Origin of the sequence: Streptococcus sp. 'caviae' (genome assembly GCF_001937065.1) — a bacterium.
Lineage (GTDB): Bacteria > Bacillota > Bacilli > Lactobacillales > Streptococcaceae > Streptococcus.
This window is the reverse complement of the sequence record NZ_MOWR01000002.1, coordinates 297,339-321,047: the sequence shown is the minus strand read 5'-3', so window position 1 is coordinate 321,047 and position 23,709 is coordinate 297,339. Positions and strand designations below refer to the sequence as shown.

The 23,709-nt window shown below is 43.1% G+C and carries 19 protein-coding genes and 1 pseudogene; 4 read left to right on the top strand and 16 right to left on the bottom strand.

All coding sequences use genetic code 11. The annotated features are described in order from the left end of the window. Positions 1 to 401: 401 nt before the first annotated feature. Positions 402 to 1,136 carry a hypothetical protein gene (locus BMI76_RS03530; protein WP_075346226.1) on the bottom strand — a complete coding sequence of 245 codons (735 nt, stop codon included), beginning with the start codon at positions 1,134 to 1,136 and terminating at the stop codon, positions 402 to 404. 281 nt (positions 1,137 to 1,417) lie between these two features. On the opposite strand from BMI76_RS03530, the gene BMI76_RS03525 reads away from it, so the two are divergent. Then, positions 1,418 to 2,563, top strand: a complete 1,146-nt coding sequence (locus BMI76_RS03525) for a cobalamin-independent methionine synthase II family protein (protein WP_075346225.1) — start codon at positions 1,418 to 1,420, stop codon at positions 2,561 to 2,563. Positions 2,564 to 2,807: 244 nt separating this feature from the next. On the opposite strand, the gene BMI76_RS03520 is transcribed toward BMI76_RS03525, so the two are convergent. The 11 genes from BMI76_RS03520 to lacA form a co-directional block, all read right to left on the bottom strand. After that, positions 2,808 to 3,704, bottom strand: a complete 897-nt coding sequence (locus BMI76_RS03520; RefSeq protein WP_075346224.1) for an aldose 1-epimerase family protein — start codon at positions 3,702 to 3,704, stop codon at positions 2,808 to 2,810. A 178-nt stretch (positions 3,705 to 3,882) separates the two neighbouring features. Then, positions 3,883 to 5,289, bottom strand: coding sequence for a 6-phospho-beta-galactosidase (gene lacG / locus BMI76_RS03515; RefSeq protein ID WP_075346223.1), 1,407 nt, complete (start codon positions 5,287 to 5,289; stop codon positions 3,883 to 3,885). Between the two features lie 11 nt (positions 5,290 to 5,300). Next, positions 5,301 to 7,004 carry a lactose-specific PTS transporter subunit EIIC gene (locus tag BMI76_RS03510; protein ID WP_075346222.1) on the bottom strand — a complete coding sequence of 568 codons (1,704 nt, stop codon included), beginning with the start codon at positions 7,002 to 7,004 and terminating at the stop codon, positions 5,301 to 5,303. Between the two features lies 1 nt (position 7,005). After that, positions 7,006 to 7,320 (bottom strand): PTS lactose transporter subunit IIA, encoded by a 315-nt coding sequence (gene lacF / locus BMI76_RS03505; protein ID WP_075346221.1) that lies wholly within the window; start codon positions 7,318 to 7,320, stop codon positions 7,006 to 7,008. 125 nt (positions 7,321 to 7,445) lie between these two features. After that, a complete protein-coding gene (locus BMI76_RS03500) occupies positions 7,446 to 8,849 on the bottom strand; it encodes a PTS galactitol transporter subunit IIC (protein WP_075346220.1) in 1,404 nt (467 codons plus the stop codon). A 22-nt stretch (positions 8,850 to 8,871) separates the two neighbouring features. After that, positions 8,872 to 9,174, bottom strand: coding sequence for a PTS sugar transporter subunit IIB (locus BMI76_RS03495; protein ID WP_075346219.1), 303 nt, complete (start codon positions 9,172 to 9,174; stop codon positions 8,872 to 8,874). Between the two features lie 11 nt (positions 9,175 to 9,185). Beyond that, positions 9,186 to 9,659 (bottom strand): PTS sugar transporter subunit IIA, encoded by a 474-nt coding sequence (locus tag BMI76_RS03490; RefSeq protein WP_075346218.1) that lies wholly within the window; start codon positions 9,657 to 9,659, stop codon positions 9,186 to 9,188. Positions 9,660 to 9,707: 48 nt separating this feature from the next. Beyond that, on the bottom strand, positions 9,708 to 10,688 hold the full coding sequence (gene lacD / locus BMI76_RS03485) for a tagatose-bisphosphate aldolase (protein WP_075346217.1): 981 nt from the start codon (positions 10,686 to 10,688) through the stop codon (positions 9,708 to 9,710). Between the two features lie 2 nt (positions 10,689 to 10,690). Next, positions 10,691 to 11,623 carry a tagatose-6-phosphate kinase gene (locus BMI76_RS03480; RefSeq protein WP_075346216.1) on the bottom strand — a complete coding sequence of 311 codons (933 nt, stop codon included), beginning with the start codon at positions 11,621 to 11,623 and terminating at the stop codon, positions 10,691 to 10,693. Positions 11,624 to 11,637: 14 nt separating this feature from the next. Beyond that, positions 11,638 to 12,153, bottom strand: a complete 516-nt coding sequence (gene lacB, locus BMI76_RS03475) for a galactose-6-phosphate isomerase subunit LacB (RefSeq protein ID WP_075346215.1) — start codon at positions 12,151 to 12,153, stop codon at positions 11,638 to 11,640. Positions 12,154 to 12,168: 15 nt separating this feature from the next. Continuing rightward, positions 12,169 to 12,594, bottom strand: a complete 426-nt coding sequence (gene lacA, locus BMI76_RS03470) for a galactose-6-phosphate isomerase subunit LacA (protein WP_075346214.1) — start codon at positions 12,592 to 12,594, stop codon at positions 12,169 to 12,171. A gap of 262 nt (positions 12,595 to 12,856) precedes the next feature. On the opposite strand from lacA, the gene BMI76_RS03465 reads away from it, so the two are divergent. Then, positions 12,857 to 13,627 carry a DeoR/GlpR family DNA-binding transcription regulator gene (locus tag BMI76_RS03465; RefSeq protein ID WP_075346213.1) on the top strand — a complete coding sequence of 257 codons (771 nt, stop codon included), beginning with the start codon at positions 12,857 to 12,859 and terminating at the stop codon, positions 13,625 to 13,627. A 247-nt stretch (positions 13,628 to 13,874) separates the two neighbouring features. Here the strand turns inward: BMI76_RS03465 and galE are convergent, their stop codons facing one another. The 4 genes and pseudogenes from galE to rexB form a co-directional block, all read right to left on the bottom strand. Beyond that, on the bottom strand, positions 13,875 to 14,870 hold the full coding sequence (galE, locus tag BMI76_RS03460; protein ID WP_075346212.1) for a UDP-glucose 4-epimerase GalE: 996 nt from the start codon (positions 14,868 to 14,870) through the stop codon (positions 13,875 to 13,877). 325 nt (positions 14,871 to 15,195) lie between these two features. After that, positions 15,196 to 15,540 (bottom strand): annotated as a pseudogene (locus BMI76_RS10970) (hypothetical protein); the annotation flags it as partial. A 166-nt stretch (positions 15,541 to 15,706) separates the two neighbouring features. Further along, positions 15,707 to 19,339, bottom strand: a complete 3,633-nt coding sequence (gene addA, locus BMI76_RS03450; protein WP_075346210.1) for a helicase-exonuclease AddAB subunit AddA — start codon at positions 19,337 to 19,339, stop codon at positions 15,707 to 15,709. Further along, positions 19,329 to 22,571, bottom strand: coding sequence for an ATP-dependent nuclease subunit B (rexB, locus tag BMI76_RS03445; RefSeq protein ID WP_075346209.1), 3,243 nt, complete (start codon positions 22,569 to 22,571; stop codon positions 19,329 to 19,331). Before rexB ends, addA begins: the two co-directional genes overlap by 11 nt. Before the next feature lie 375 nt (positions 22,572 to 22,946). Between rexB and BMI76_RS03440 the strand changes: the two genes are divergently transcribed. Both BMI76_RS03440 and BMI76_RS03435 read left to right on the top strand, forming a co-directional pair. Beyond that, positions 22,947 to 23,219 carry a type II toxin-antitoxin system RelB/DinJ family antitoxin gene (locus BMI76_RS03440; protein WP_075346208.1) on the top strand — a complete coding sequence of 91 codons (273 nt, stop codon included), beginning with the start codon at positions 22,947 to 22,949 and terminating at the stop codon, positions 23,217 to 23,219. Continuing rightward, the gene (locus BMI76_RS03435) at positions 23,220 to 23,498 is read left to right on the top strand and encodes a type II toxin-antitoxin system YafQ family toxin (protein ID WP_075346207.1); all 279 of its coding nucleotides are present in this window, start codon (positions 23,220 to 23,222) and stop codon (positions 23,496 to 23,498) included. The last annotated feature ends 211 nt before the right edge of the window (positions 23,499 to 23,709 follow it).

Genomic DNA, 23,709 nt, shown 5'->3' with positions numbered 1-23,709 from the left:
ACAACTTTAAATCCAGTAACTTCAAAATTTTCAAATATAGTACGAATATTAATCCAAGTGTTTTTGATATTACTATATTCATATCCAAAATAGGGTAACTTATTACATCCGCTTCCATTCTTAGGTCCATAGCCTCTATTAAACATCTCAATTTTATGGGGAATATCATCAATAGTCACGGCAGGATATATTTCAGTTACTCCTTCTAATTTTGTTCTTTTTCCTTTCCCTCCCTTAATATTAATATTTGCCTGCTGAACGAACTTATTCAGCAAATTTTTAAACTCACTGTATTTCGACATACTAGTGTATCCTCTCATTTTTATCCATCACAACTATATAAGGCTGACTGACAATCGGAATAGGTTTGCAAGTTAAACACTATACCACTGTCGCTATTTCTAGATTATCTCCTCTTCTCCTACCCCATACTCATCTAAAATAGCTTGGATTTTATCAAAGGCTAGGCGGAAGTGCTCGAGTTTGTGGCCGTCGGAGCCGATGGAGTATTTATGGCAGCCCAGTGATTGAACTAAGCCCAAGGCATAGCGGTAGAGATGTTCGTGGCCGTAGAGGTACATGGATTTGCTGTTGAGCTCAAAGGCGAGATTGCAATCAATCATTTTTTGGAAAATGCGAATGAGCTGAGGTTCATAGGTCTTTAATTCATCAACTGTCATGTCAAACAAGCGAAAACCATAGTCAAAATGCGCCAGCACGTCAGCTTCCACGCGCCCGATGGCATATTCCAGCTTGTCCAGGTACTCTTGGATAACAACTTCTCTGTCCATGTCGGCAACTTCATCATCCAGATAGTCATTGATACCGTTGTGATGGACGGAAAGTAATTTCAAGTCATAGTCCTTGTCAGCTAGGAAGCTGATAATATCGGCTTCGCGGGGCTGATAGTAGCCGATTTCAATGCCGCGCCTGATACGATTGTCATATTTGCGATTTAGCTCTGCTATTTCCTTAGAATAAGCCTCATAATCGGGCACATCATCCTGCTTGGTGTAGGGGTTGGACAGATCGTAGTGCTCTGTCGTGACAATCTCCCCGCTGTAGTCTTTGAGATAGTCCTCAAAGCTGGCATCGGAATCGTAGGAAAAGTGGGTGTGTAAATGGTTGTCGCGCATAAAAAAACTCCTAATATTCTTTAAAAATCAAAACGGCGCTTTGCTAACTTACTCTGTTTGGTGACATCGGTTAGGCTTGTTTCATTCCCTAGCTCATCACCTTTCTTCTATTTTACCAAAAAGGAGGAGGAAGAGAAAACTTCTTTTTCTGTTGAAGGAACTTATATTGGCAAAAAAGAGATATAGTTTTAAACTATACCTTTTTCTCTAAATTAACTATTTTTCAAAAGGGCTCAGCTCCTGTACAATAAAAGGCAAGAAATCTAGAAAGAGGCATGTATATGGCACAATCAAAATTCCAACTCGTCGGCTCCCTGCTTCGTCCGGCTGACCTTCTTGACTATAAGAACAAAATCGAACACCGCGATGATATTCAGTATCCCTTTTATGACAGCTTCCCGGGCTATCTTGAGACAGAAACGGCAGATATTAAAAAAGTCATTGCCGATGAGAAAGCCAATGGCATTGATATTCTGACAGACGGTGAATATTCTAAATCAATGTGGCATTTAGACTTTGTTTGGGGACTGAAAGGCATTGAACGCTATATTGCAGACCATGGTTACACCTTCCAAGACCATGACGGCGGGCATTTTGAAACCCGCAAAGATATCGGTATTCGCATCACTGAGCCGCTTTCAGGTAAGAACCATCATTTCTTAGACATCTACAAACTGCTCAAGGAAGAGGCTGGCGATACGCAAACCAAATTAACGATTTGGGGCCCTGCTCACGCTTATACCGAGCTGGCCATCTTTGATGGACTTGCCGGTCCCGATCAAGTTTACAAAACCAATGACGAATTAAAGGACGGCCTCATCAAGGCTTACAAGGAATTCTTGGATGAGTACAAGGCAGCCGGCGGTGAAATCATTCAGTTTGACGACTGTCTCTGGGAGCTCTTTGACGAATCCAACCCTGCTTCCTTTTTTGCAGAAGGCAATGCCAGCCTGGCCGACCTCGCCGATGAATTTATTGCTATTAACAACGAAGTGGCAGACTACGGTCACCAATTAGGGCTTAAGGTCTGGACGCATAACTGCCGCGGTAACTACGAAAGCCGCTCAGCTTCAGGCGGAACTTACGAAGCCATTGCCGAAAAGTTCCTACGTGATCAGCACTACGACCGCTTTTTCTTAGAATGGGACAGCGATGTCTCAGGTGATTTAAAGGCTCTTGCTTCCCTTAAAGATAAAGAAGCCGAGGTGGTTCTCGGACTGCTTTCCAGTAAGACAACCAATCTTGATGATGAAGAACGCGTTCTGAAGTTATTGGAGCAAGCCAGCACCATTCTTCCGAAAGAACGTCTGCTGCTGTCACATCAATGTGGCTTTGCTTCCTGTGATTCCGGCAATGAACTGGCTATTCCGCAGCAATGGGCCAAAATCAAACAAGGCCAAGAAATTGCTGCTAAGTTTTGGGGGTAAAACAAACAGCTGTTAATTTTCTGGCCTTCTTACACCGCACTAAGTGCTCCTGACGGTTGGTTGGTTGAGCTCATTTTTAAGACCGAATCCTCATGCAGTTCAGCAGTCTGCGGATGCCTGTGGCTTTGCATGTCTGATGCGCAGCCTGTCTGCTATATTAAAAATCCATTTGGAGATTCCTAACTCCAAATGGATTTTTAGCATGCTCTGAAAAATTTTCCTGCGGTTCAGCGTTTTGCCGAATTTATAAAACGGTGATGTCAAAATATTTGCGATCGGTCTGCCCGGGAGCCAGCAGGCTGACACCGCGTTTTTCTTCCACATAATCAGATTCATCCAAAGACGTTGACAGGCCGCTCCAAGGTTCCAAGGCTATAAAAGGGCTTTTAGTAACTGTTGACCAAAGAATAAGATAGGGAAAATCTGCAAAATCCAGACGCAGACCCCCATCCTGATTTTGAGAACGCAGGGTGACACTTCTTGACTGTAACTGATCTAAAGTGATAGCATCATGCTCGAATAAAGAATAATCTAAGTCAAGGAATTTCTGCTCTTCCAAGAAAGGACTTCTGTCTCCTAGATCAAGCAGTCCTGTTTCAGGGAAGGACCTTGGCACCGTGCAGGTCTCTTCTTTTTCAAATTCAAGATAGTAGTCTTCATAGCGATCCCCTTCAAACAAAGGACAGTTAAAACCGGGATGCCCTCCGATAAAATAAGGCATTGTCCTTTCCTTTTCATTATTGCTTACCTGATACTCTGTGCGGATGGTTGACCCTTTTAAAGTATAGATAATCTTTAATTCAAAGCGATAGGGATACTGCGTCAGCATTTCCTCGTCGGGCTCAATGGTAAAAGAAAGACTGTTTTCACTCAGCTGTTCAAAGGCAAACTGTTTCTTTCGCACCAGCCCATGTCTGGGAATGCGGCCGTAAAAATGCGGATGTTCTTTAATATTGTAGATTCCCCAGTCATTTCTCAAACTGCCGCAAATGGGGAAAAGAACCGGTGCTTGGGAGCTCCAGTATTCAGGATTTCCCTGCCATAGGTACTCTATACCGTTTTGGTCTTTGATAGAAGACAGGGCACCGCCGAATTCTTTAAACTGAACATTAAGTTTTTCGTTTTTTAGTTCGATTGTCATGTTTATCCTCCCTGTTGAGACTTGAAAATAAAGCAAGAGCACAGCCAAAGACTGCAACTCTTGCCCATAAAGTCCTTTCAAAAAATACAAACGTTTTACTTTGACTGATTTAGCAGCTTATGTGTTAAATAATGGAGTATTGTTGGATGTCAGCAGACAAGAAAGTATTGCTAAATCATCAGTCAATAGTATGCGTTTCAGCCAATTTTTTATACCAGTAGGCACTCTTTTTAGGGTAGCGCTCCTGCGTATCAAAATCAACATAGAAGAGACCGTAGCGCTTTTCATAGCCATTTGACCATGAGAAGACATCCATAAGTGACCAGATAAAGTAACCTTTGACATTGGCACCGTCAGCGATAGCATCGGAAATGACTTCCAAGTGTTTCTTCACGTAATCAATGCGGCCGTCATCATAAACGGTATTATCGATAAATTCATCTTTATAGCCCAGACCATTTTCGGTGATATAAATTTTCTTGTAGTTTGGATAATCTTTTTTCACGCGCATAATTTGGTCATAGAGACCTTGCGGATAGATAATCCAGTCCCAATCCGTTTTTGGTACATCAACCGGCGCTTCTCTGCGGCCAACACCCTTAATCTGGTACTTAGAACTCCCCTTTTCGCCCTTACCATTATGAATGATCTCTGTTTCACCATCGAAAGCCTGCATCCAGTCACTCATATAGTAATTGATTCCCAAGAAGTCATTCAAATCCTTTGCTGCTTCAAGTGCTGCAAAGTCCTCATCACGAAGGTCAAGCTCCCCGCCATTCAGAGCAAGGATATGGTTAACGCCTTCCATGGTTTTTTCTGAATACCGACCAAGATAGGTGGCATCAAGGATAAACTTGTTATGGATAATATCTTCCAGCTCTGCTGCACGCACATCTGCCGGATTAGACGGATCGTAAGGATATTTAGTTGGCAGGGCATGTACGACACCGATTTCACCGGAGTAGCCGCCGTCTTTGAAAAGTTTAACCGCACGGGCATGGGAAACCATCATATTGTGATGGGATTGAAAAACTTTAGCCAAGTCATACTTGATACCCGGCGGGAACTTTCCTACCAGATACTGACCATCGCCGATCGGACCGATTTCATTGAAGGTTGTCCAATAGTTGACTTCTGGAAATTCCTTGAAACAGAACTCGGCATAATTAACAAAGTGGTCTATATTGTCGCGGTTAAGAAAGTCGCCTTTAGAATGCAGAGCTTCCGGAGTATCAAAGTGGTGCAGGGTCACAAAGGGTTCAACATGGCGCTTGTGACACTCTGCAAACAGCTTGTGATAGAATTCAACCCCTTTCGGATTAACTTGGCCAAAACCTGTCGGAAAAATCCGCGACCAAGCGATGGAAATTCGGATACCGTTGACATCAAATTCTTCAGCCAATTTTAAATCAACAGGGTATTTATGATAAAAATCGCTGGCAGGCTCTGCTGTGTACCAATAATTATCTTCCAGATACTTGTCCCAGGCAACCGGACCTTTTCCTTCTCCTTTGGTGACACCTTCTGCCTGATAGGCAGCTGTCGCACCGCCGAAGATAAAATCTTTAGGTAATGTTTTAGTCATCTTGTGACCTCTCAATCTTTAAATTGCTCTTCAACAAAAGCCAGAGCTCCCTGACCGTCACGGGTCAGCTGAATGTATTGGGCTCCTTCAGTCCTAGCCAATTTAATACCAAGCTTGTCTGTTTCTGCTTTCATATCTTCATAGTTAGATGCCACTTGCGGTGCCAGAATAACTAATTGATACTGCGGCAGAATTTCGCGGTGGGCACCGTAGCTGCCGGCAGCTGCCTTGACAGGTGCTCCGTATTCGGCAGCTGCCTTATTGAGTGCATTGGCCAAGAGACCGCTGGTTCCGCCGCCGGCACAGAGAACCAGAACATTTGTCTGCTCAGTGATGGCACTGTCAGCTGTTTCGGCAGTGCCTGCTTTTCCAAGAATAGCATCTGCTTTTTTAGTATCAAAGTTGGCGGCAACTTTTTCTTTAAGAGAATCCGCTGCGCTCTTACCCTCTGCTTCTTCGGCTAAGATTTGTTCATCATAGACTTTAACAAAAGGATAGTAAATGGCAACATCAATCACAATCAAGAGAGCTGCAAGGACAAAGGCTAATACACCGAAACCTGTCCCCATGATAATTCCCAACGGTCCGGGAGTTGTCCAAGGAAGATTGACACTGAAACTATTCATTCCCAAGGTATCTACAAAGAATTTGAAAACCCAAACATTAACAATTGGTGCCAGGATAAAAGGAATGAAGAAAACAGGGTTCAAAACAATGGGTGCTCCAAATAAGATTGGTTCGTTAACACCAAAGAAAGTTGGTACAACAGAAGCACGGCCGATAGCCTTGTTGCGTTTTGACTTAGTCAGCCACATGAACATGAAAGGAACAACCAAGGTCGCACCTGTTCCGCCCATGGTAACGATAAACATTTGAGTTCCTGAAGTAATGACCTTATCTGCATGCTGGCCTGCCTGAAGCAGCTGATAATTGGTTTCAACATTGGCATAGGTGATGGCTGCAATAGCCGGTTCCACGATAGAAGGACCATGGATCCCAACAAACCAAAACAGTGCATAAGCCCCAAAGATAATGGTGATTCCAAGATAGCCGTCAGCAGCCGAGAACAAAGGTGCTAAGAGAGTTCCGATTGATTCAGCGACATTAACGCCAAGAACCGCTTTGATTCCCAACTGGATAGCATAAAGAATAATGATTGAGAAAGCAAAGGGGAAGATATCCTTGAATACTTGAGAAATATTTGGCGGAACTTCCTCAGGCATGCGAATGGTCACATTATTTTTGACGCAGACCTTGTAAACATTAACAGTGATAAAAGCTGCAATGAAGGCTGTCAAGAGACCTTTGGTTCCCATGAAGGCGCTTAGGAAGCCGCCTTCTTTAGCTGGGTCGGCTGCCATAATTAAGAATCCAGCCATTGATGCCAGCATCGTTGAGATAAAGTTAATCTGATTGGTATCATCTAATTGGCGATTCATTGAATCGGTCAAAGACTTAGCCGTTGTACCGGCAACCAGAAAACCGATAATCCCCATCGTATAGTTATACGGTGTCATCAAGCCGTTTTCGATATCTTTCGGCCAAGAAAAGCCGAAGATATTAGGCACGTAAGCAATCAGAAGAAAGAGACTGGAAAACAGGATAACGGGCATCGCTGAAATGAAACCGTCACGAATAGCGCGAAGGTAAATGTTGCGAGACACCTTTTCAAAGAAAGGTTTTCCTTTCTCAATCTGGGCAATTAATGCGTTCATACTAGCTACCTCTCTTATATAGTTCAATTAAGTGCTTCATCAAATCTTTCAGCAATATGGTCGTCATCAAGTGATCCTGACCGTGCATCAGTGTGACACTCAGTTCAATAGCATCTCCCTGTGCCTCTTTTGTCAAAAGACTAGTCTGAGCTTTATGGGCATCAGTGATACAGTCCTCAGCTGCTGAAACAAGTTCATCAGCCTTAGCATAATCTCCAGCCTGAGCAGCATTCAAGGCTTCAAGCAGTTTTGAGCGTGCGTCGCCGGCATAGGCTACAATCTCAAACCCTAAAAGAGTCGCTTCTTCTCTGTTCATGGTGGTTCTCCTTTTTAATAGAATTTAATAGCGTTTTTACAAAAATATGAATATACAAACAATACGGAATGGTTAAACGGGATAAATCAGGTGCAGCCTGAGCACCGCCCGCTAACCGCCAATGATTACTGCTTGCTTTCTTTATAAAGCTTGTTGCGTTTTTTCATCTGACCGACATACCAGAAGAACAGCAGCGTATAGACCGCTAAAGCAAGCAGGGCGTATAGAAGAAATGTCATCTGATCTTCAGAAGCTTTCCCTACAAAGTAGGCTAAAAACTTTTCAACCGGCCCTTCCATGGTTGTATGGGAAATCATTGTTGAAGCACTCAGTCCTTTTGGAAAGGCACCAACTTTTTTAGCCGTTTCTGTAATAAAGGGAGCAATCAGCGTACCAGACCATAAGAACAAAGGCAGCTCAATGGCACCGATAACAATCATGCGGATTAATTTACCGCGAGTAACAACAAGCAAGGCTGGTGTAACCCCCATGGCAATAATTCCGGCTAAAGGCAGAAGCTTATTGCCCGGGAGAATCATTGCTTCTAAGAGCATGATAGGAGCAAGGACATTGGCTGCCGCCCAAATTTCAGCACGCCCGGCCAAGAATGGCCAGTCTAAACCAATATTTAAAGTACGGCCTTTAAGTTTTGATGAAGCAAAGTCGGTAATGCCCTGAGACAGAGGCTCAACAGCTGCAATAAACCATGAGCCGATTAGAGAGAAAAGCTCCAAGCAGACTGCCGCTGTAAAAGCCAGCGTCAGCACATCAACAGGTTTTTGTCCTGCTAAAAGTCCCACAAAAATCCCTAAATAGATACCGATAGCAAATTTTGAGCCCCAAAATCCGATTTTAGCGTTCAATTTTGCTGCATCGAAATCATATTTATCCAGCCAAGGGAAGAGCTTGTCAAACAATTTATCAAATACCATAATAATGGGGTTCATCATGTAGTTCATATGAGTTGTTGTCATAGGATTTTCATCCCCTGTATTTAACAAGTCGTTAAAAGTTGGCTTCATCACATCTGAATTGATAATCTTTAAGACACCAATAAAGATGATTAAGACTGTCGCAATAATAAGATTTGCACCGCTGTAAATCGCAAATAAGCCTACAATAGAGAGATGCCAAATATCAAAAATATCAACATCCAAGGTATTTGTTTTATTTAACACCAGCATGATGATATTCACAATCAGCATGACCAGCAGAAAGTAAAGTGTGTAGGGCGATCCCCAGGTAATGGTGGCTAACGGTGCCCAGCCCACATCGGTAATATTAAGATGGAGGCCTGTCCGAGCAACAAAATCTGCCATGGCTCCTGAAAAAGCTGTTGATAAAATATTGATGATAGCACTAATCCCTGTCAGGGCAATTCCTAGTTTAATTCCCCCTTCCAATGCTTTAGAAAATTTAACTTTGAAACAAAGTGCAATAACCGTCAGCACAATAGTCATCAGGGGAGCGGCCCCCAAATCAATAATCGGCTGAAACACCTTATTTGCAAGATCAATAATTACATTCATCTTTTATCCCTCCCATTAAAGGCTATTTATGCAAACCTTTAATGACTTCTTCCATTTTTTGATAGACTGGTTCAGCCATGGTTGGAATACGGTATAAAATAGCACCGGCATCAACAACGGGAATTTTAACGTCAAATCCTAAATCAGTTTTAGAAATTTGCGCAAAAATATCGTAATGAGACAGCATTTCCTCATTGATATCTTTAATCATCACAGCATCACATGATACTTGGTAACCACGTTTGGTTAATTCAGATTCCAAAGCGCTTTTAATTTGGTGACTAGAATTAACACCTGCCCCGCAGGCAGCTAAAATTTTAATCATTATTTCTCTCCTTAAAACCTTTGTTTCAAAAATTCATAAATTTTGTGAGGATCATCCAACTTAAAGAAATCAATTAACTCCTCAGAGTCCTGTCGATTGATGAAATCCATAACATTCTGCAGCAATCCCGCCTGCTCTTTTTCATCATTATTTAAAATCATAAAGAGAAAAGAAACGTCAACATCTTCGTCAGGAAGTATCATGTTTTTGAACGTGACAGACTGTTTTAATTTGACCGGTACAATGCGGGTATCCTTAACAAATTCACTCTCTGTGTGAGGAATTGCTATATTAGGCAGCGAGGGATTAATTGGAGACAGCGGCAAAGCAGTTGGATAATTCTCTTCTCTCTCAATTAAATGATCAAGATAATCCTCTGTTACCAGATTGGCGTCTAAAAGTTTTGACGCGATTTCCTTAAAAATCTCTGCCTGATCTGTCTTATCAGAAACAAACACTGTCTCTTCATGAATCAGTGAAGTCACTATAATTACGCCTCCTTAGCTTAAGCATAAAAGATTGACTTTTGCCTCTTAAACTTTTTCCTTCCAAGATGTTGCTGTCTTTTGCAGCACTTTATTGAGCTCATCAATATTTTGGAAACCTGTTGTCCGCAGCCATTCACGCGCTGCTTCCTGACCTTTTTCAATGTAGTCTTTGACACTGCCTGCCCAAGTAGCGCGGCCGCAAAGGACACCGTTAAAGTTTGCCCCTGATTCATGAGCGAAGACGAGGGTATCTTGGAACAATTTAGCAGATACACCAGCACTCAGGTAAATATAAGGGAGGTCAGTTGCTTGGTCCTGCTGTTTGAAGAAAGCTGCTGCTTCTGCTTTGCTGTAAACCGTTTCGCCGTTGCCAAAGCCTTCAACATAGTTCATGTTAACAGGGACTTCAACTTTCAGCACATCAATATTAAAGCGCGGATTTGAAAAGACCTTCATCGCTTCGATAACCTTATGAGGTTTAACTTTTGCATACTCAGGGCTCGCTGCATCAGCAATCTTTTCATCATAAGCCAGAATTTCCAAGAAGAAAGGAATATCTTCTGCCACGCATTCAGAACCAATGCGTTCAATATAGGCTTGCTTTTGCTGATTGAGCTCGTCAGAACTGTCGACATCATAGTAAAGCAGGAATTTGACAGCATCGGCGCCTTGTTCTTTCAAGCGTTTGGCTGACCAAACATCCAAGCAGTCCGGCAAACGTTTGGTACTGGTGGTGTCATAGCCTGTTTTTTCATAGGCCAACAGCAAACCTGCATTCTTATCAAGAGCTTTTGTGGCAGGCAGGCCGTATTCTGGATCAAGCAGCATTGATGAAGCATAGGGGGTCAATTCCTGTGCTACCAGCACTTTTAATTCTTCCATCTGTGCAACGGTCGGCTCTTGCGTTTGATGCTGTGCCATCAAACGTTTCAAAGCGCCGCGCTGGTCAAAAGCAAGCGCTGAAATAATCCCGTTTTCATCGCTCAGTTTTTCCATGTATTTGCGTTTTTGTTCTGTCAGTACCATTTTTAAACCTCTTTTACTTGAATTTGTTGATACAAAGTATCGTAGTTAGCCATGTTGACATGACCGGTCATTTTTTCCTGGGCATTCAGCATGCCGAAAACATTTGCCTTTTTCAAAAGGGCAGCATCATCTTCGCCGTGTGCCAGGGCTGACGCAATTCCAGCTACGGTTGAGTCGCCTGATCCGACTGGATTGACAACGTCAATTTTAGGAATATCCACCTTGTAGAATGTATCCCCGTGTTTCGCAAAAGCACCATCTGCTCCCAGAGAGACAATGATCCACTCAATTCCTTCAAACAAAGGATCAAGCAGGACTTCCTTCAGGCTGTCTGTATCCTCTGAAATATCTCTGCCTAATAACTGTGATAATTCTTCACTGTTTGGTTTGATGACGGCTGGTTTTTCTGAAGATTTCAGGGCAGCTTCAAGCGCCGCGCCTGAGCAGTCAAGGACCACTTTTTTCCGGTATAGATTAGCCAGTCCGATTAATTTGGCATAATAAGTCTTCTCAAGACCCTCCGGCAGACTGCCGGAAATCGTTACCACATCAAAGGATGTCAAGATCAGCTTGAAATGATGCAGAAAGCCTTCAGCTTCATCAGGATCAATCAGAGGGCCGCTCTCTAAAATTTCCGTTTGCAGTCCCTCGTGCAGAATCGCAATGCAGTTGCGTGTTTCGCCATGAATGGGGAAAAACTGATGTTTGACGCCTGCCTGTGTCAGCTTTTCAGTCAAATAATCACCGAGTCTGCCGCCAATCAACCCCGTCGCAGTAACATCATCGCCTGCTTCTGCTAAGACACGTGTCACGTTCAGTCCCTTGCCGCCCGGCGTCTTGGTGACTTCTGAAACACGGTTGACCGTGTCAAGCTTGAGCTTATCCAGCGGATAGGAAACATCGATGGAAGGATTCATCGTTACGGTAAGAATCATAAGGTCAGCCTTTCTTAATCGTGATATTCCCCGCGATCCCATTTGTCAAGAAACTCTTTAAAGAAGTTAGGATCTTTTTGATCAGCATTAGAAGTTTCAACGTGAGCGATTTTAGCAATCAATTTTTTGTTTTCTTCCGTTTCTTTGTATTCAGCTTTGATGAAGGCTTCAATGATGTCATTCATCAAGAGGCCGCCAATAATTTTCCCGCCGAAACTGATAACATTGGCGTTGAGCTCTTCTTTGGCATAGAGAGCCGAAGTCATGTCACGAACCAAGGCAGAACGAACACCCGGTACTTTATTTGCTGCATTAGAGATACCAACACCGGTACCGCAGATACAAACACCCAAGTCAGCCTGTCCGCTGGTTACAGCTTCTCCGACCTTTTTCCCAAAAATAGGGTAGTGGGTGCGGACATGGTCGTAAGTCCCGAAATCAAGCACTTCATAGCCTTTTGATTTTAAAAATTCTGAGACAGCCATTTTTTCATCTGTCACAATGTGGTCACAGCCGATAGCGATTTTCATTTTTGTCCTCCTTTTTTAGCACATCTTGTTAAGCATATCCACACGGATTTGGTGGCGACCGCCGTCATAGTGGCCTTCAACGAATCCTTTGACAATGTTTTTTGCCAATTCATCACCGACAATTTCTGCACCCATGGTAATGATACGTGCATTATTGTGAGCACGTGTCATGTATGCAGAGCGTTCATCTGATACTTCTGCTGCAATCATTCCTTTAACTTTGGTTGCTACCATAAAGGAACCAGCACCATAAGCATCGATAACAACTCCCAGATTATCGTCAGCTTTATCTACCTCTGCTGCTACAGCCAAGGTAACATCAACGAAATCCTGTCCTTCTGCACTGACATCTGTGACATCAAAACCTTTTGCCTGCAGATAATCTTTCACAAGATCTTTCAGTCTTTCTCCTGCCTTATCGGCACCAAGTACAATTGCCATGTTTCTTCTCCCTTTTGTTTATTTTTGTTTGTTACAAAATAATAATAAACCAAAACAAACACTTTGTCAAGAAAAAATTGCATATTTTTGTTTATTTTAAAAAATACCGATAAACATTGATTTATCAATAATTTTCTCTATTATCTGACGATTTTTGAGAAAATTTTCCAATTTTAAATTTGTTCTTTTTTGTTTATAAATGTGATATTTTTCTATCTTTATGCTATAATATCATCAAAAGAACACTGTATAGGAGTTTTATATGATCAAAAAAGAGAGATTAAATTGGATATTAGAACAATTAAAACATCAAACCATTATTACGGTAAATGATATTATCAAAGAACTCGGGGTTTCTGACATGACTGTCCGACGCGATTTGGCTGAGCTCGAAAAAGAGCACCAGCTGATCCGAGTGCACGGCGGTGCTCAAAGCATCAATCTATTGAATAAACCCGAAAAATCAAACATTGAAAAACAATCTGAGCAGGTCAGCGAGAAAAAAGAAATTGCTGCTTTTACTGCCCAGCGTGTCCAAGACGGCGAGACAATTTTCATCGGTCCGGGAACCACGCTGGAGTACTTTGCCCAGGAGCTGCTCCAGCGCAATCTGCGCATCATTACCAACAGCCTGCCGGTATTTGATATTTTAAAGGAGAGCCCAAACATTGATCTCCTGCTTATCGGCGGGGAATACCGCCCTGTTACCGGAGCCTTTGTCGGCTCTTTAGCCAGCAGCAATATCGCTTCGCTGACCTTTTCCAAAGCTTTTATCAGTGCTAATGCTGTCTATCAGGATTCGGTTGCCACCTACAGTGAATCTGAAGGCACCATTCAGGAACTCGCCTTGGATAAAGCGCTGGAAAAGTACCTCTTAGTAGATAACCAAAAGTTTGACTCTTATGATTTCTTCGTCTTTTATAAGACCAGTGATTTTGATTATGTCGTGACAGACTCCAAACTCTCAGATGACAAACAGGCTCTCTACAGCCAATTTAGCAAAATTCTTAGGGCTGATGCGAATTCACAATAATCTGCTCTGCCGGCAAATAAAAACGAGGGGCGGCAGCCATTTAAAGATCGACTGTCACCTCTCGTTTGTTATTGATAAATTTTTATACAGCTCCAGCTAAACATATGATTTTTAATCCATCACTTTAAAAAGACATAAAAGAATAGCCAAAAAAGCCGTTCGATATGAGCGGCTTTTTTGGTTTAGCTTAATTTATTAAAAACAACAGTCCTGTTTGAATCAGACAGACGGCTGTTTATCACTGCCTTTAGTCTTCATAACCCCTTGGATGACTGGAATGCCAAGCCCAAGCGGTCTCGATAATCTTTTCAATATCGTCAAACTGTGGTTTCCATCCAAGTATCTCACGCGCCTTTTCTGAACTGGCTACCAGTGTGTCTGGATCTCCGGGACGGCGATCGGCTTTTTCAGCCGGAATTTCTTTGCCGGTGACTTTGCGGGCTGCTTCTAAGATTTGCAGATTTGAAAATCCTGTTGACGAACCAAGGTTAAAGGCAGTTGATGGATTGCCCTCACGCAGGTAGTTAACAGCCAACAGGTGGGCATCGGCCAAATCAAAAGGGTGCACATAGTCACGAACGTTTGTTCCGTCCGGCGTATCATAATCATCACCGAAAATCATGATCTTTTCGCGAGTCCCTTGAGCCACCTGCAGCACGATCGGTAAAAGATGGGTTTCAGGACCGTGGTCTTCACCGATAGATCCGTCTGGCTTAGCACCGGCTACATTGAAATAGCGGAGCGGCACAAACTTGATTCCATAGGCCTGATCGGACCATTTCATGATAGTTTCCATCATGAGCTTACTTTCGCCGTAAGGATTAATGGGGTGCTGCGGTGTGCTTTCTTTGATAGGAAGTTCATCAGGAAGGCCGTAGGTCGCTGCTGTTGATGAAAAGACAATATACTTAACACCAAATTCATTCATGACTTCCAGGAGCTTAATCAGGCCGGCTGTGTTGTTGTCAAAATACTTGAGCGGTTTTTCCATAGATTCAGCAACCAAGGAATAGGCCGCAAAGTGGATCACAGCATCTATGTTCGGATTCTCCGTGAAAACCCTGCGCATAAAATCCTGATCCGCCAAATCGCCTTGATAGAATTTCGCAGCTGGATGTACCGCTGCCCGGTGCCCAGTCACCAGACTGTCAACCACAACAACGTCTTCTTTGCCCTCTTCTGCCAAACGGTCTACCATATGAGAACCGATATAGCCGGCTCCGCCTAAAACTAAAATTGCCATAACATCACGATACTAAGGTTGAAAGAAAGCAAAGTCAAAATAGGGGCTTGGCAGAAAATCCTGATTTTCTAGCCAAGACATCTTTTTGACACAGCTTTCCGATTGAATTCAAGTGCAATGAACCCGCAATCAACCCTAACCTTTCTTTAAATTTCTACCTCTTGTGCAAACCAATTTTAGAAAGAACCAAAACACAAAGCAAAAACAGGAAATCTGGCCTAGATATCTGCACCTAGGAAGATTTATCTTTTTTACACAGGCGTTAGGACAGGTTCAATTTCGATACCACAGTATCAAAACTAAACATCTTCCTTTCTTTATAATACTAGATTGATAAGAAAGCGACGCATCTGAAAAGCCGCGAGAAATTCTGCTTTTTCAAGCAAGCTGTCTTAAAGCTGAGCTTTCCAACCGCGTTTATCTCTGATACAATACGAACAAATATCTGTCCGACAGCATCTTTGTACAATCTGTTGTACAGTGCTCTCAGTAATGTCTGGGCTTTCTTAACCTCATTGGTCCAAAACTTGTGACAGTCTGCGAATTCATTATACTGGTTTAAACAGTATTTTTCAACTTCCGCCAATTCGTTTTTTAGTCCGAGCGGTAAAATAGCCAAGCCCATAACCTCAACGAGACTGATAGTTTCCTTCTTGATCTGCCGCACATGAGCATGAGCATGAGGATGGAAACATCATCAGAATGCTCGGCTGACCTATGATTGTCATACCAAACGACGGACAGTTTTCAAAAAGTCCTCAAAATTTGCTCCTTTTTATGCAAGAATCCCGACTGTAAGAACTGCTTATCCGTCTGCATGGAAGCTTTAAACGCGCTCACACTGATACAATTTCCAACTGCTCACCGCCCAGCAAAATCAAGTATTTTTCAACGGTCGAAATCCCATAGGATTTGCTTAGAGCCTGAGCATACAGTGCCATCTGAGTTTGGTAGCGCTCTTTGATGTCCTGACTGTTGGTAAATTTATCAGTCTTATAATCAAAAAGGACAATACGGTCTTCAAAAAGAAGGTAGCCGTCAATAATTCCGCGCACGACGAATTTTTCTCCGCTTTCAGGGTCTGTTTCCAGCATGGAAAAAGGCGCTTCACGGCGGACCTTGTCAGCATTTTTCTGGATTAACTGCCCTAAATCGGTTGTCTGAAAGAAAGCCAAAATCTTGTCCGTCTGGATGGCTTTCTTGATATCAGCTTCAGCCGGCAGCTCTTCCAAGGCCTGTAAGATATCATGCATGCTGACTTTTTCGCTTAAACGAAGGCGCTGCATCAATTCGTGCAGGCTGGAACCAAGAGCAGCAGCCGCAACTCCTTTTTTCTCGGAAAAATCCGGAAGTTTGAATGTTTGTTTGGCAGCACGGCTCTTTTCCATGATCTCAACGCCCTCAGTGTCCATGACAGGTTCGTAGAATTTCTTGACTTGACTGGGCGTGCGGACGGTTGGCAGATTGATGGCTGCCTGATAGTTTTTGTTGAGTTTCTCGACAGCTTCCAGCATATCCAAAGCACGCGCAATATCCTCTGACTGGCGATTATCCCTGAGGTCATCAGGATTGTAGGGACCTTCTCTTTTAATGCTTCCCATCTTATCTTCGGTCAGATCTTCATCTGTCACAAAGACCGTTTTAAAATGTAAATTTTCACTGCTGAAGGCCTGCTGAATAGCTAAAAGCCAGTCTTGAAAGGTCATGTAGCTTGCGCGCTCAGCGGCCGGCAGATGATTGTTTTCAGATTTTCCGCTGTATTTGTCTGCCAGCTTTTCCGCGCTGCCCTTTCCGACCAGATACAGCCTTTTTTCAGCCCGTGTCATAGCCACATAGAGGAGCCGCATCTGCTCTGATAAGGTAGCCAGGCGCAATTCGCGTTTGTTGAGCTGATAAGGCAGCGTTGCCATATTGACCTTGACAGCCGGCAGCAGTTTTTCCTGCAGCTCTTCTTTCATATCAGCCAGATATTTGATTCCTACGCCATTGCGACGCGATAAAATGAGCGGCGAAGTCATGTCTTGGATGCTGAACTTCTTGTCCATATTAAGGATAAAGACGTAGTTGAACTCCAGCCCCTTACTCTTATGAACGGTCATGAGCGTAACAGCCTTCTTAGGCAGGGCAGCCTCAACATCAGCTAGATCATTCTGGCTTTCTAAAATGCGGTCAATCAGCCCAATGAAACGTGACAGGCCCTTAAAGCCGGTCCGCTCGAAATTGTTGGCCCGCAGAGCCAGCGCATAGAGATTGGCCTGGTGCTGTTCTGCCCTTGGCAGGCGTCCTACATAATCATAGTAAAATCTGTCGTTATAAATTTTCCAAATCAGATCATAGAGCGAATGCAGCCGAGCAAAATGACGCCAGCTGCCAAAGACGTCTAAGAAAGCCTGCAGTTTGGCTGTCAAGTCTGCGGTTATAAGCTCCGGGTGCTGGCCTTGCTTATTGATAGCGTTCTGCATTTTTTCATAGAGATTTTCCCTGTGGCTGTTTGCTGAATTTTGCAGAGCCAAGCGCGTCAGCTCGTCTTCATCAAAGGCAAACATGGGCGAACGCAAGAGCGCCGTCAGGGCATAGTCATTAAGCGGATTGTCAATGGAACGCAGGGTATCCAGCATGACCATAACCTCAACCGATTTGAGATAATTTTGCTCACCGCCGTCTGTCACCAAAGGGATTCCATAGTGGTCAAAGGTCTGTATAATACCATCATTGCGGGTTCTGGAAGCAACCAGCAGGGTAATATCTTCTAAAGGAACTTTCTCTTCATTATGAAGGCGAATGATTTCCTTGGCAACTAATTTAACCTCAGCAGGACTAATTTGGCTGCTGTCATCATCAGACAGAGCATCCTCATTGTCATCTGTATCATACAGCAAAACCTGCGTTTCATTTTCTGGGTGGGCTTCTTTTTGGCGGTCGCTGCCTGCCAGCAGCCGGTGGCTGTCATCGTAAAGAATCTCTCCGACAGCTTCATCCATCAGGTGGCTGAAAACACTGTTGGCTGTTGCTAAAACTTCTGACTGGCTGCGGAAATTTTCCTTGAGCAAAATCAGCTTACCGTGTTCAGGATGTTCCTGAAAATCCTTGAATTTCGCGTTAAAAATCTGCGGATCTGCCTGACGGAAGCGGTAAATGGACTGCTTGATATCTCCTACCATGAAACGATTATGCCCATTGGACAAAAGCTCCAGCATGCGTTCCTGCGTGTGATTGTTATCCTGATATTCATCCACCATGACCTCATGGTATTTATTTTGATAGAGCTGTCTGATGTCAGGATTTTCTTCCAAAATTTCAATAGCAAAATGCGCAATATCTGAAAATTCAAAGGCATTTTCCTGCAGTTTAGCCTGCAAGTACTGCTCAGAAAAATCCAGGACAAACTGCTGCAGCAGTTTCAATAAAGGCAGGCTCTCAGCTTGGTAGGCAAAGATTGTCTCCAGGTGCCTCAGCTCAGCCAAGCGTCCCTGAAGAGCTTTGAAAACAGGGTATTTGACCTTGGCAACCGTCACACTGTCTCCGGACGGAATGAGATCCGCAATATCATTAGCCAGCTTTCCAAGACCGTCACGCCCGTATAGGCTTTCAAAGTTCCAAGCCCAGTCTTGCAGTTTTTCGATCATATTGAGGTGCTTTTTATAGTTGGCCGTCGGAGCACCTTTAGCAGTCAGCTGTTTATAGTCTTCCAAATCCGTCAGATCACGCAAAGCCTTGGCCGTATCTTCCATACTTGTCAGAAATTCTGCAACTTCCTGGTCTGGAATGGCTGAAAAATCTGTGTAGGTCTCAGCTCCCTTTAGAAAGCTGTCTGTCAGCCAGCTTTTCGGCTTGTCCGTAGCCTGACTGAAATCATAAATCTTATAAACCAGCTGCTTAAATGGATCTGAATCCTTACGGCTGCCGGCAAAATTCTTAACCAGCTTGACAAAAACAGATCTGTTTTCAGAGCGCATATAATCCGCAAAGAGGTCTGCAAAGACGTCATTTTTGAGGATGTCCTGCTCACTCTTGTCCTGCATAATCCGAAAGCTGGGCGAGATTCCCAATGTGTAGCCGTATTGATTGACCAGCTTTTGGGTGAAGGCGTCCATGGTGCCAATATCAGCAGTCTGAACACCGGCCAGCTCCTCAGCCAAAAACTGCTTGAGTTTTGGATCTGAAGCTGCCTGTAAGTGCTGAGTCAATTTTTTCTCCAAACGCTCTTTTAACTCTCCTGCCGCCTTGACTGTAAAGGTTGAGATAAAGAGCTGATCAATTTTAACGCCGCGTAAGATTTTATCCATAATACGCTCAATCATGACAAAGGTTTTACCAGAACCTGCTGAGGCAGAAACCAGAATATTATTGCCATAACTGTAGATGGCTTCAATCTGCTCCGGCGTGCGTTTTTGCTGCTTATTTGATTTAGCCTCTTCAAGCTGTAAGGAGGCAATCTCTTGAACACTTAAAAAGTTTTTAAAGGTCATTGTTTTCCTCCTCCTGCTTAGCCTGCATCAAATGCAGGAAGCTCTGACGTTTTTCCTTGCGCGGCAGCTGATGGAGCTTGCGGGCATAAGGCATGTGGCGGTCCGCTTCAAAATGTGTAATAGCTTTGAGCTGCTCACCCTGCACCGATTTGCCATCCTGAGTGTAAGGATTAATCAGGAAATGTCCGCTTCGAATCTGCTGAGCTGCTTTTTGATAAAGCTCTCGGTTGTAGGCAAGCAGCAAATCAATCTCTTTTTGACTGTAGACCGAGTCGTTCAAATGATATTTGCCATCAGCCAGATAGGCTTTTTCCTCATCTAAGAAAAGCCCTCTGTAAGTCAGTTCCTTATGGACTGCCCCAGGAATCTTATCCAAAGACTTTACATTGCTTAAGTCTAATTTTGGCTCTTGCATGTGCAGATACATAGCTCCAAAAATCTTCTGGCTGTCAGGCAGGTCGCTTCTGTCCCTGACGGCTTCCATGTAGGTCAGAAGCTGCGGACTGAGACCATTATAGAATTTCTGAAGATCAAAGGTATTTCGGCTGGATTTGTAGTCAACAATCCCCAGACTGCCATCAGACAGACGGTCAATACGGTCGATAAAGCCACGGATTTTAACAGTATTTCCCAGCATGAGCTCAAAGGCCTCTTCTTCGCTTTCCACCTGAATTTGAGTATCATCACGCAAAATGCTGGCCGTGCTTCTGGCAATGTCTTCCAAAATCTCTAAAGAATAGCGGCTCTCCTCATCTTCCTCATAAAGCATTTTAAAGCTGTTTTCCTGATTGGCCTGTGCTAGGGCCTGGTTTAACCTCTTATCAAAATCCGGAGCTGCTGCGTCCTGCATCACCAGTTCAAAAACACGGTGCAGGTAGCTGCCGTGATTTCTGGCGTCCGGATGAATGGTCTCCAATTCCTGCAAGCCCAAAACATACTGCAGGAAATAAAGGTACTGATTGTTGTAAAAAGCTGTTAAAGCAGATGATGACAGTTTTATAGGCTCATCTGCCGGAAAGCGAGCCTTTATAACCGCAGGAGCAAGCGGCTTGGTCTGCATACTGTCATTAATCTCAGGAATGACAATCCCCTGCTCATTAAGTTTCTTCCGCAGATAACGCACAGCCACCGACCAGAAGGTCTGCTCCTCCTTAGACATTTCTTGGTCAATAGAAGCATGATCCAGTTCAATCACGCGCGACAAGAGCGCTTTGTAGTTGCCGATGTCTTCTGGATCAGTCAGCTGTCGGCTCCGGCCTTTTTCCACTACCGGTACACCAAGCTCAATCAATTCCAATAAATAAGAGGAGGTGCTGTCTTCTGTCTCATTTAAAATTTGCGGCAGGCTGAGAATCAATTCCTCAGTCGCAGCATTAAAGAGCGATAAGGCCGTAAAGTGATTTTTTTTGAGATTTTCGCTGCTGACAATATCAAAGCGGCGATTATCCGGTGTCACATCATTGATTCGCGCGCGTTCCTCATCCGAAATCAGGCTCCGGTTTTGCACAATCTTAGGAAAATTAGACTGTGTCATGCCCATGGCAAAGACAATTTTATTGGTGTGCGGCTCTACCAAGTCATAGGCTTTAACTGTGACAACATCAACTGCAGCAGGAATCGTGCGGTAATCAGCTGCCAGCATGCTGGCGCGGAGCAAAGACAAAAATTCATCCAGCGTCAGCTTTTCTTCACCAAAGATTCTTTGAAACTGCTCTAAAATAGCTGTAAAAGTCTTCCAGACCTGTTCGTGCTTCTCCTGCTCAATTTCCCCGCTTTCTGCCGTCAGCAGGGCAAAATTTTCCGGCAGGTTAATAGCCTCTAAAAAACCGGTCAGTTTTTTCAGGAGACTCTTTCCCAGCTGCTTTTGTGCCTTAACCAGCTGCTGCAAGGGACTCATGAGTTGGGAGCGCCACTGATTTAACTGTTCCAGATCAAATTTTCCTTGATTGTCTATTGTAAAATCCTTGAAAAACTTGCTTTGTCCCTTGATGTCTGCATAGCTAATATAGTATTCTAATTTATCCAGCTGATCTTGCTGCAAGCGGCCATATAAGCCCGACTTAAGCACATTCATAACATCCTCAGCCCGAAAATTGTAGCGCTTAATCCGCTCCAAACTGTCTATAAAATGAACCAAAGGATGCGAACTCATCGATTCGGCCTTGCCGAAATAATAAGGAATCTCGTACTTATCAAAAATTTTTCCCACCTGCAGCTGGTAAGCATCTGTATCCCCCAGCAAAACTAAAATATCCTTGTAGCGATAGCCTTGATAGAGCTTTCGGCGGATGGCCCTGGCGACATGCTCTGCTTCTTCTTTTTGATTGACAGCATCCCAAATAACAATGTGTTCCTTATCTTCCTCTGTTAGGGTTCGGCCATCAGCAGAGAAATCATGGCGGCTATCAAAAATGCTGGAAAGATTGGCAAAAGCCTGCAATCCCTTTTGCTTGGAAGTTACATATTCGGGTTTCGTTTGAAATTTAGCAGCCAGACCGCGCATAAAATCCAGACTGGCCTGATAAACATTCCCATTTGAAAATGCTGAACGGTAAGCCTTTTGGCTGATGTAAGTACCGATAATAACGGGCACCCCTTTTTCATGCAAGAGACTGATGAGGTTTTCTTCTTCGGCAGAAAAACGGGTAAAACCATCCACAATAATCAGCAAATCCTTAAGTTCACTGTCCAGATGGCCTGATTTAAGCTGCTGAGCAAAAAAGGCTGTCTTAGTTTGAGTATCAAAATTTCCAGCCTTTAAAATCGCCTCAGCCTTGTTAAAGATCTTAATCAGATCTTCCTGCTTCTCTGGAGAATTAAGCTCTGTCAGTTCTAAAACCGTCATATTGGAAGCCTTAAGCTCCTTATATAAATCGACCAATTGACTGATAAAGTTGGTGTCCTGTTTCAAACGGCCAAAAACACGCAAATCCTGCTCAGAAAAACCAGCCAAAGCCCGGTAAAAAATCATAGCCAGACCATTGTCATCGATAACTTCTCTTTGATGGGGCTCATTTAAAACAAAATAGCGAGCCATCTGCGCAAAACGCGTAATGGTAATGGCAAAAGAGGCCTCTTCAGGCAGAGCTTCCAAAACCGCCCGCTCCTTTTCAAAAGACAGAGAGCTGGGAGCAATATAAAAAACACGCTTGCCCTCTTTAGCAGCCTGCCTAGCCTCAGCGGCCAAAATCTCTGTCATATCGTATTGAATGTCGGTGTATAAAAGTTTCATAAATAATCCTCTGTAAAACTTTTTAACAAGGTAAGTTTAAATTAATTTGCTTATGAACCTAAGCTTCTTAGTTCTATTATCTAATATTTTACTGTTCTTGTCACTGTTTTGCTTTATGATAACTTATTATCTAAAAACAAACTAACGATTCTTTCAAAGGATTATGATGTTTCTGTACATGCATTTCTGTTTGGAAAAACTCCTGCACAATCACATAAGGTAACCATTTGAAATGAAAACAGTTTTTTGTTTGCCCCTGAAAATTAGGAATTACTTGCAGGAGAAAGGAACCCCGCTCATACAGGGGAAACAGCTACAAACGATTGACAGTGTAAACCGTTTGTAGTAAAATGAGTGATGAAAAGAGTGATAGTTATGGCAACAGTACCTACTCAAATTCGTATTGATGAAACTGTAAAAGCTCAAGCTACTTCATTGTTTAATGATTTAGGTATGGATATGTCCAGTGCAGTTAATATTTTTTTACGTCAATGTCTTTTACATGATGGCCTTCCCTTTAATGTAGAACTTCCAAATTATAATTCTAAGACATTGGAGGCCATGGCAGAAGCCAAACGAATTTCTCGTGATGAGGCAGTTGTAGCTTATGATAATATGTCAGATTTGAAGAAAGCTTTGGAAACGTAGATGTATCAGGTCAAATTTACCTCTGCTTTTAAAAAGAGTTTTAAGCGTATGAAAAAGCGGGGAATGGATGTATCATTGTTAGATGACGTTATTGAAAAACTGCATTTAGGACAGGCTTTGGAAGATAGGTATAGGGATTATGAACTGAAAGGTAGTTTTAAGGGTTTTAGAGAATGCCATATTAAACCTGATTGGCTGTTAATTTACCTATTAGAGGATGATATTTTGACTTTAACTCTGGTTGATACAGGCAGCCATGCAGATTTATTTAAGATGTAAAGAGATAACTTTAATCAGTTGTCTTTTTTTATTGAATTGAGGAATGCATTATAGCCAGACTCCACCCCCGCATGTGCGGGTAAAACGAAAACATCTATTTTATTCCAATTATATCATGCAATCACTTTAAAAATAAAATTTAGTTAATAAGGTAATCTTTAAAAGCTATAAATTTGAAGACATCTTAAAAATTGAAATAAAAGGATACTTT

What these genes read in the sequence shown, in the direction of transcription:
- BMI76_RS03525 (WP_075346225.1), top strand. Translation starts at nt 1,418, where the DNA reads ATGGCACAATCAAAATTCCAACTCGTCGGCTCCCTGCTTCGTCCGGCT.
- lacF (WP_075346221.1), bottom strand. Translation starts at nt 7,320, where the DNA reads ATGAACAGAGAAGAAGCGACTCTTTTAGGGTTTGAGATTGTAGCCTAT.
- BMI76_RS03480 (WP_075346216.1), bottom strand. Translation starts at nt 11,623, where the DNA reads ATGATTCTTACCGTAACGATGAATCCTTCCATCGATGTTTCCTATCCG.
- lacB (WP_075346215.1), bottom strand. Translation starts at nt 12,153, where the DNA reads ATGAAAATCGCTATCGGCTGTGACCACATTGTGACAGATGAAAAAATG.
- BMI76_RS03510 (WP_075346222.1), bottom strand. Translation starts at nt 7,004, where the DNA reads ATGAACGCATTAATTGCCCAGATTGAGAAAGGAAAACCTTTCTTTGAA.
- BMI76_RS03500 (WP_075346220.1), bottom strand. Translation starts at nt 8,849, where the DNA reads ATGAATGTAATTATTGATCTTGCAAATAAGGTGTTTCAGCCGATTATT.
- addA (WP_075346210.1), bottom strand. Translation starts at nt 19,339, where the DNA reads ATGACCTTTAAAAACTTTTTAAGTGTTCAAGAGATTGCCTCCTTACAG.
- lacG (WP_075346223.1), bottom strand. Translation starts at nt 5,289, where the DNA reads ATGACTAAAACATTACCTAAAGATTTTATCTTCGGCGGTGCGACAGCT.
- BMI76_RS03520 (WP_075346224.1), bottom strand. Translation starts at nt 3,704, where the DNA reads ATGACAATCGAACTAAAAAACGAAAAACTTAATGTTCAGTTTAAAGAA.
- BMI76_RS03465 (WP_075346213.1), top strand. Translation starts at nt 12,857, where the DNA reads ATGATCAAAAAAGAGAGATTAAATTGGATATTAGAACAATTAAAACAT.
- BMI76_RS03530 (WP_075346226.1), bottom strand. Translation starts at nt 1,136, where the DNA reads ATGCGCGACAACCATTTACACACCCACTTTTCCTACGATTCCGATGCC.
- BMI76_RS03435 (WP_075346207.1), top strand. Translation starts at nt 23,220, where the DNA reads ATGTATCAGGTCAAATTTACCTCTGCTTTTAAAAAGAGTTTTAAGCGT.
- BMI76_RS03440 (WP_075346208.1), top strand. Translation starts at nt 22,947, where the DNA reads ATGGCAACAGTACCTACTCAAATTCGTATTGATGAAACTGTAAAAGCT.
- lacD (WP_075346217.1), bottom strand. Translation starts at nt 10,688, where the DNA reads ATGGTACTGACAGAACAAAAACGCAAATACATGGAAAAACTGAGCGAT.
- rexB (WP_075346209.1), bottom strand. Translation starts at nt 22,571, where the DNA reads ATGAAACTTTTATACACCGACATTCAATACGATATGACAGAGATTTTG.
- BMI76_RS03495 (WP_075346219.1), bottom strand. Translation starts at nt 9,174, where the DNA reads ATGATTAAAATTTTAGCTGCCTGCGGGGCAGGTGTTAATTCTAGTCAC.
- lacA (WP_075346214.1), bottom strand. Translation starts at nt 12,594, where the DNA reads ATGGCAATTGTACTTGGTGCCGATAAGGCAGGAGAAAGACTGAAAGAT.
- galE (WP_075346212.1), bottom strand. Translation starts at nt 14,870, where the DNA reads ATGGCAATTTTAGTTTTAGGCGGAGCCGGCTATATCGGTTCTCATATG.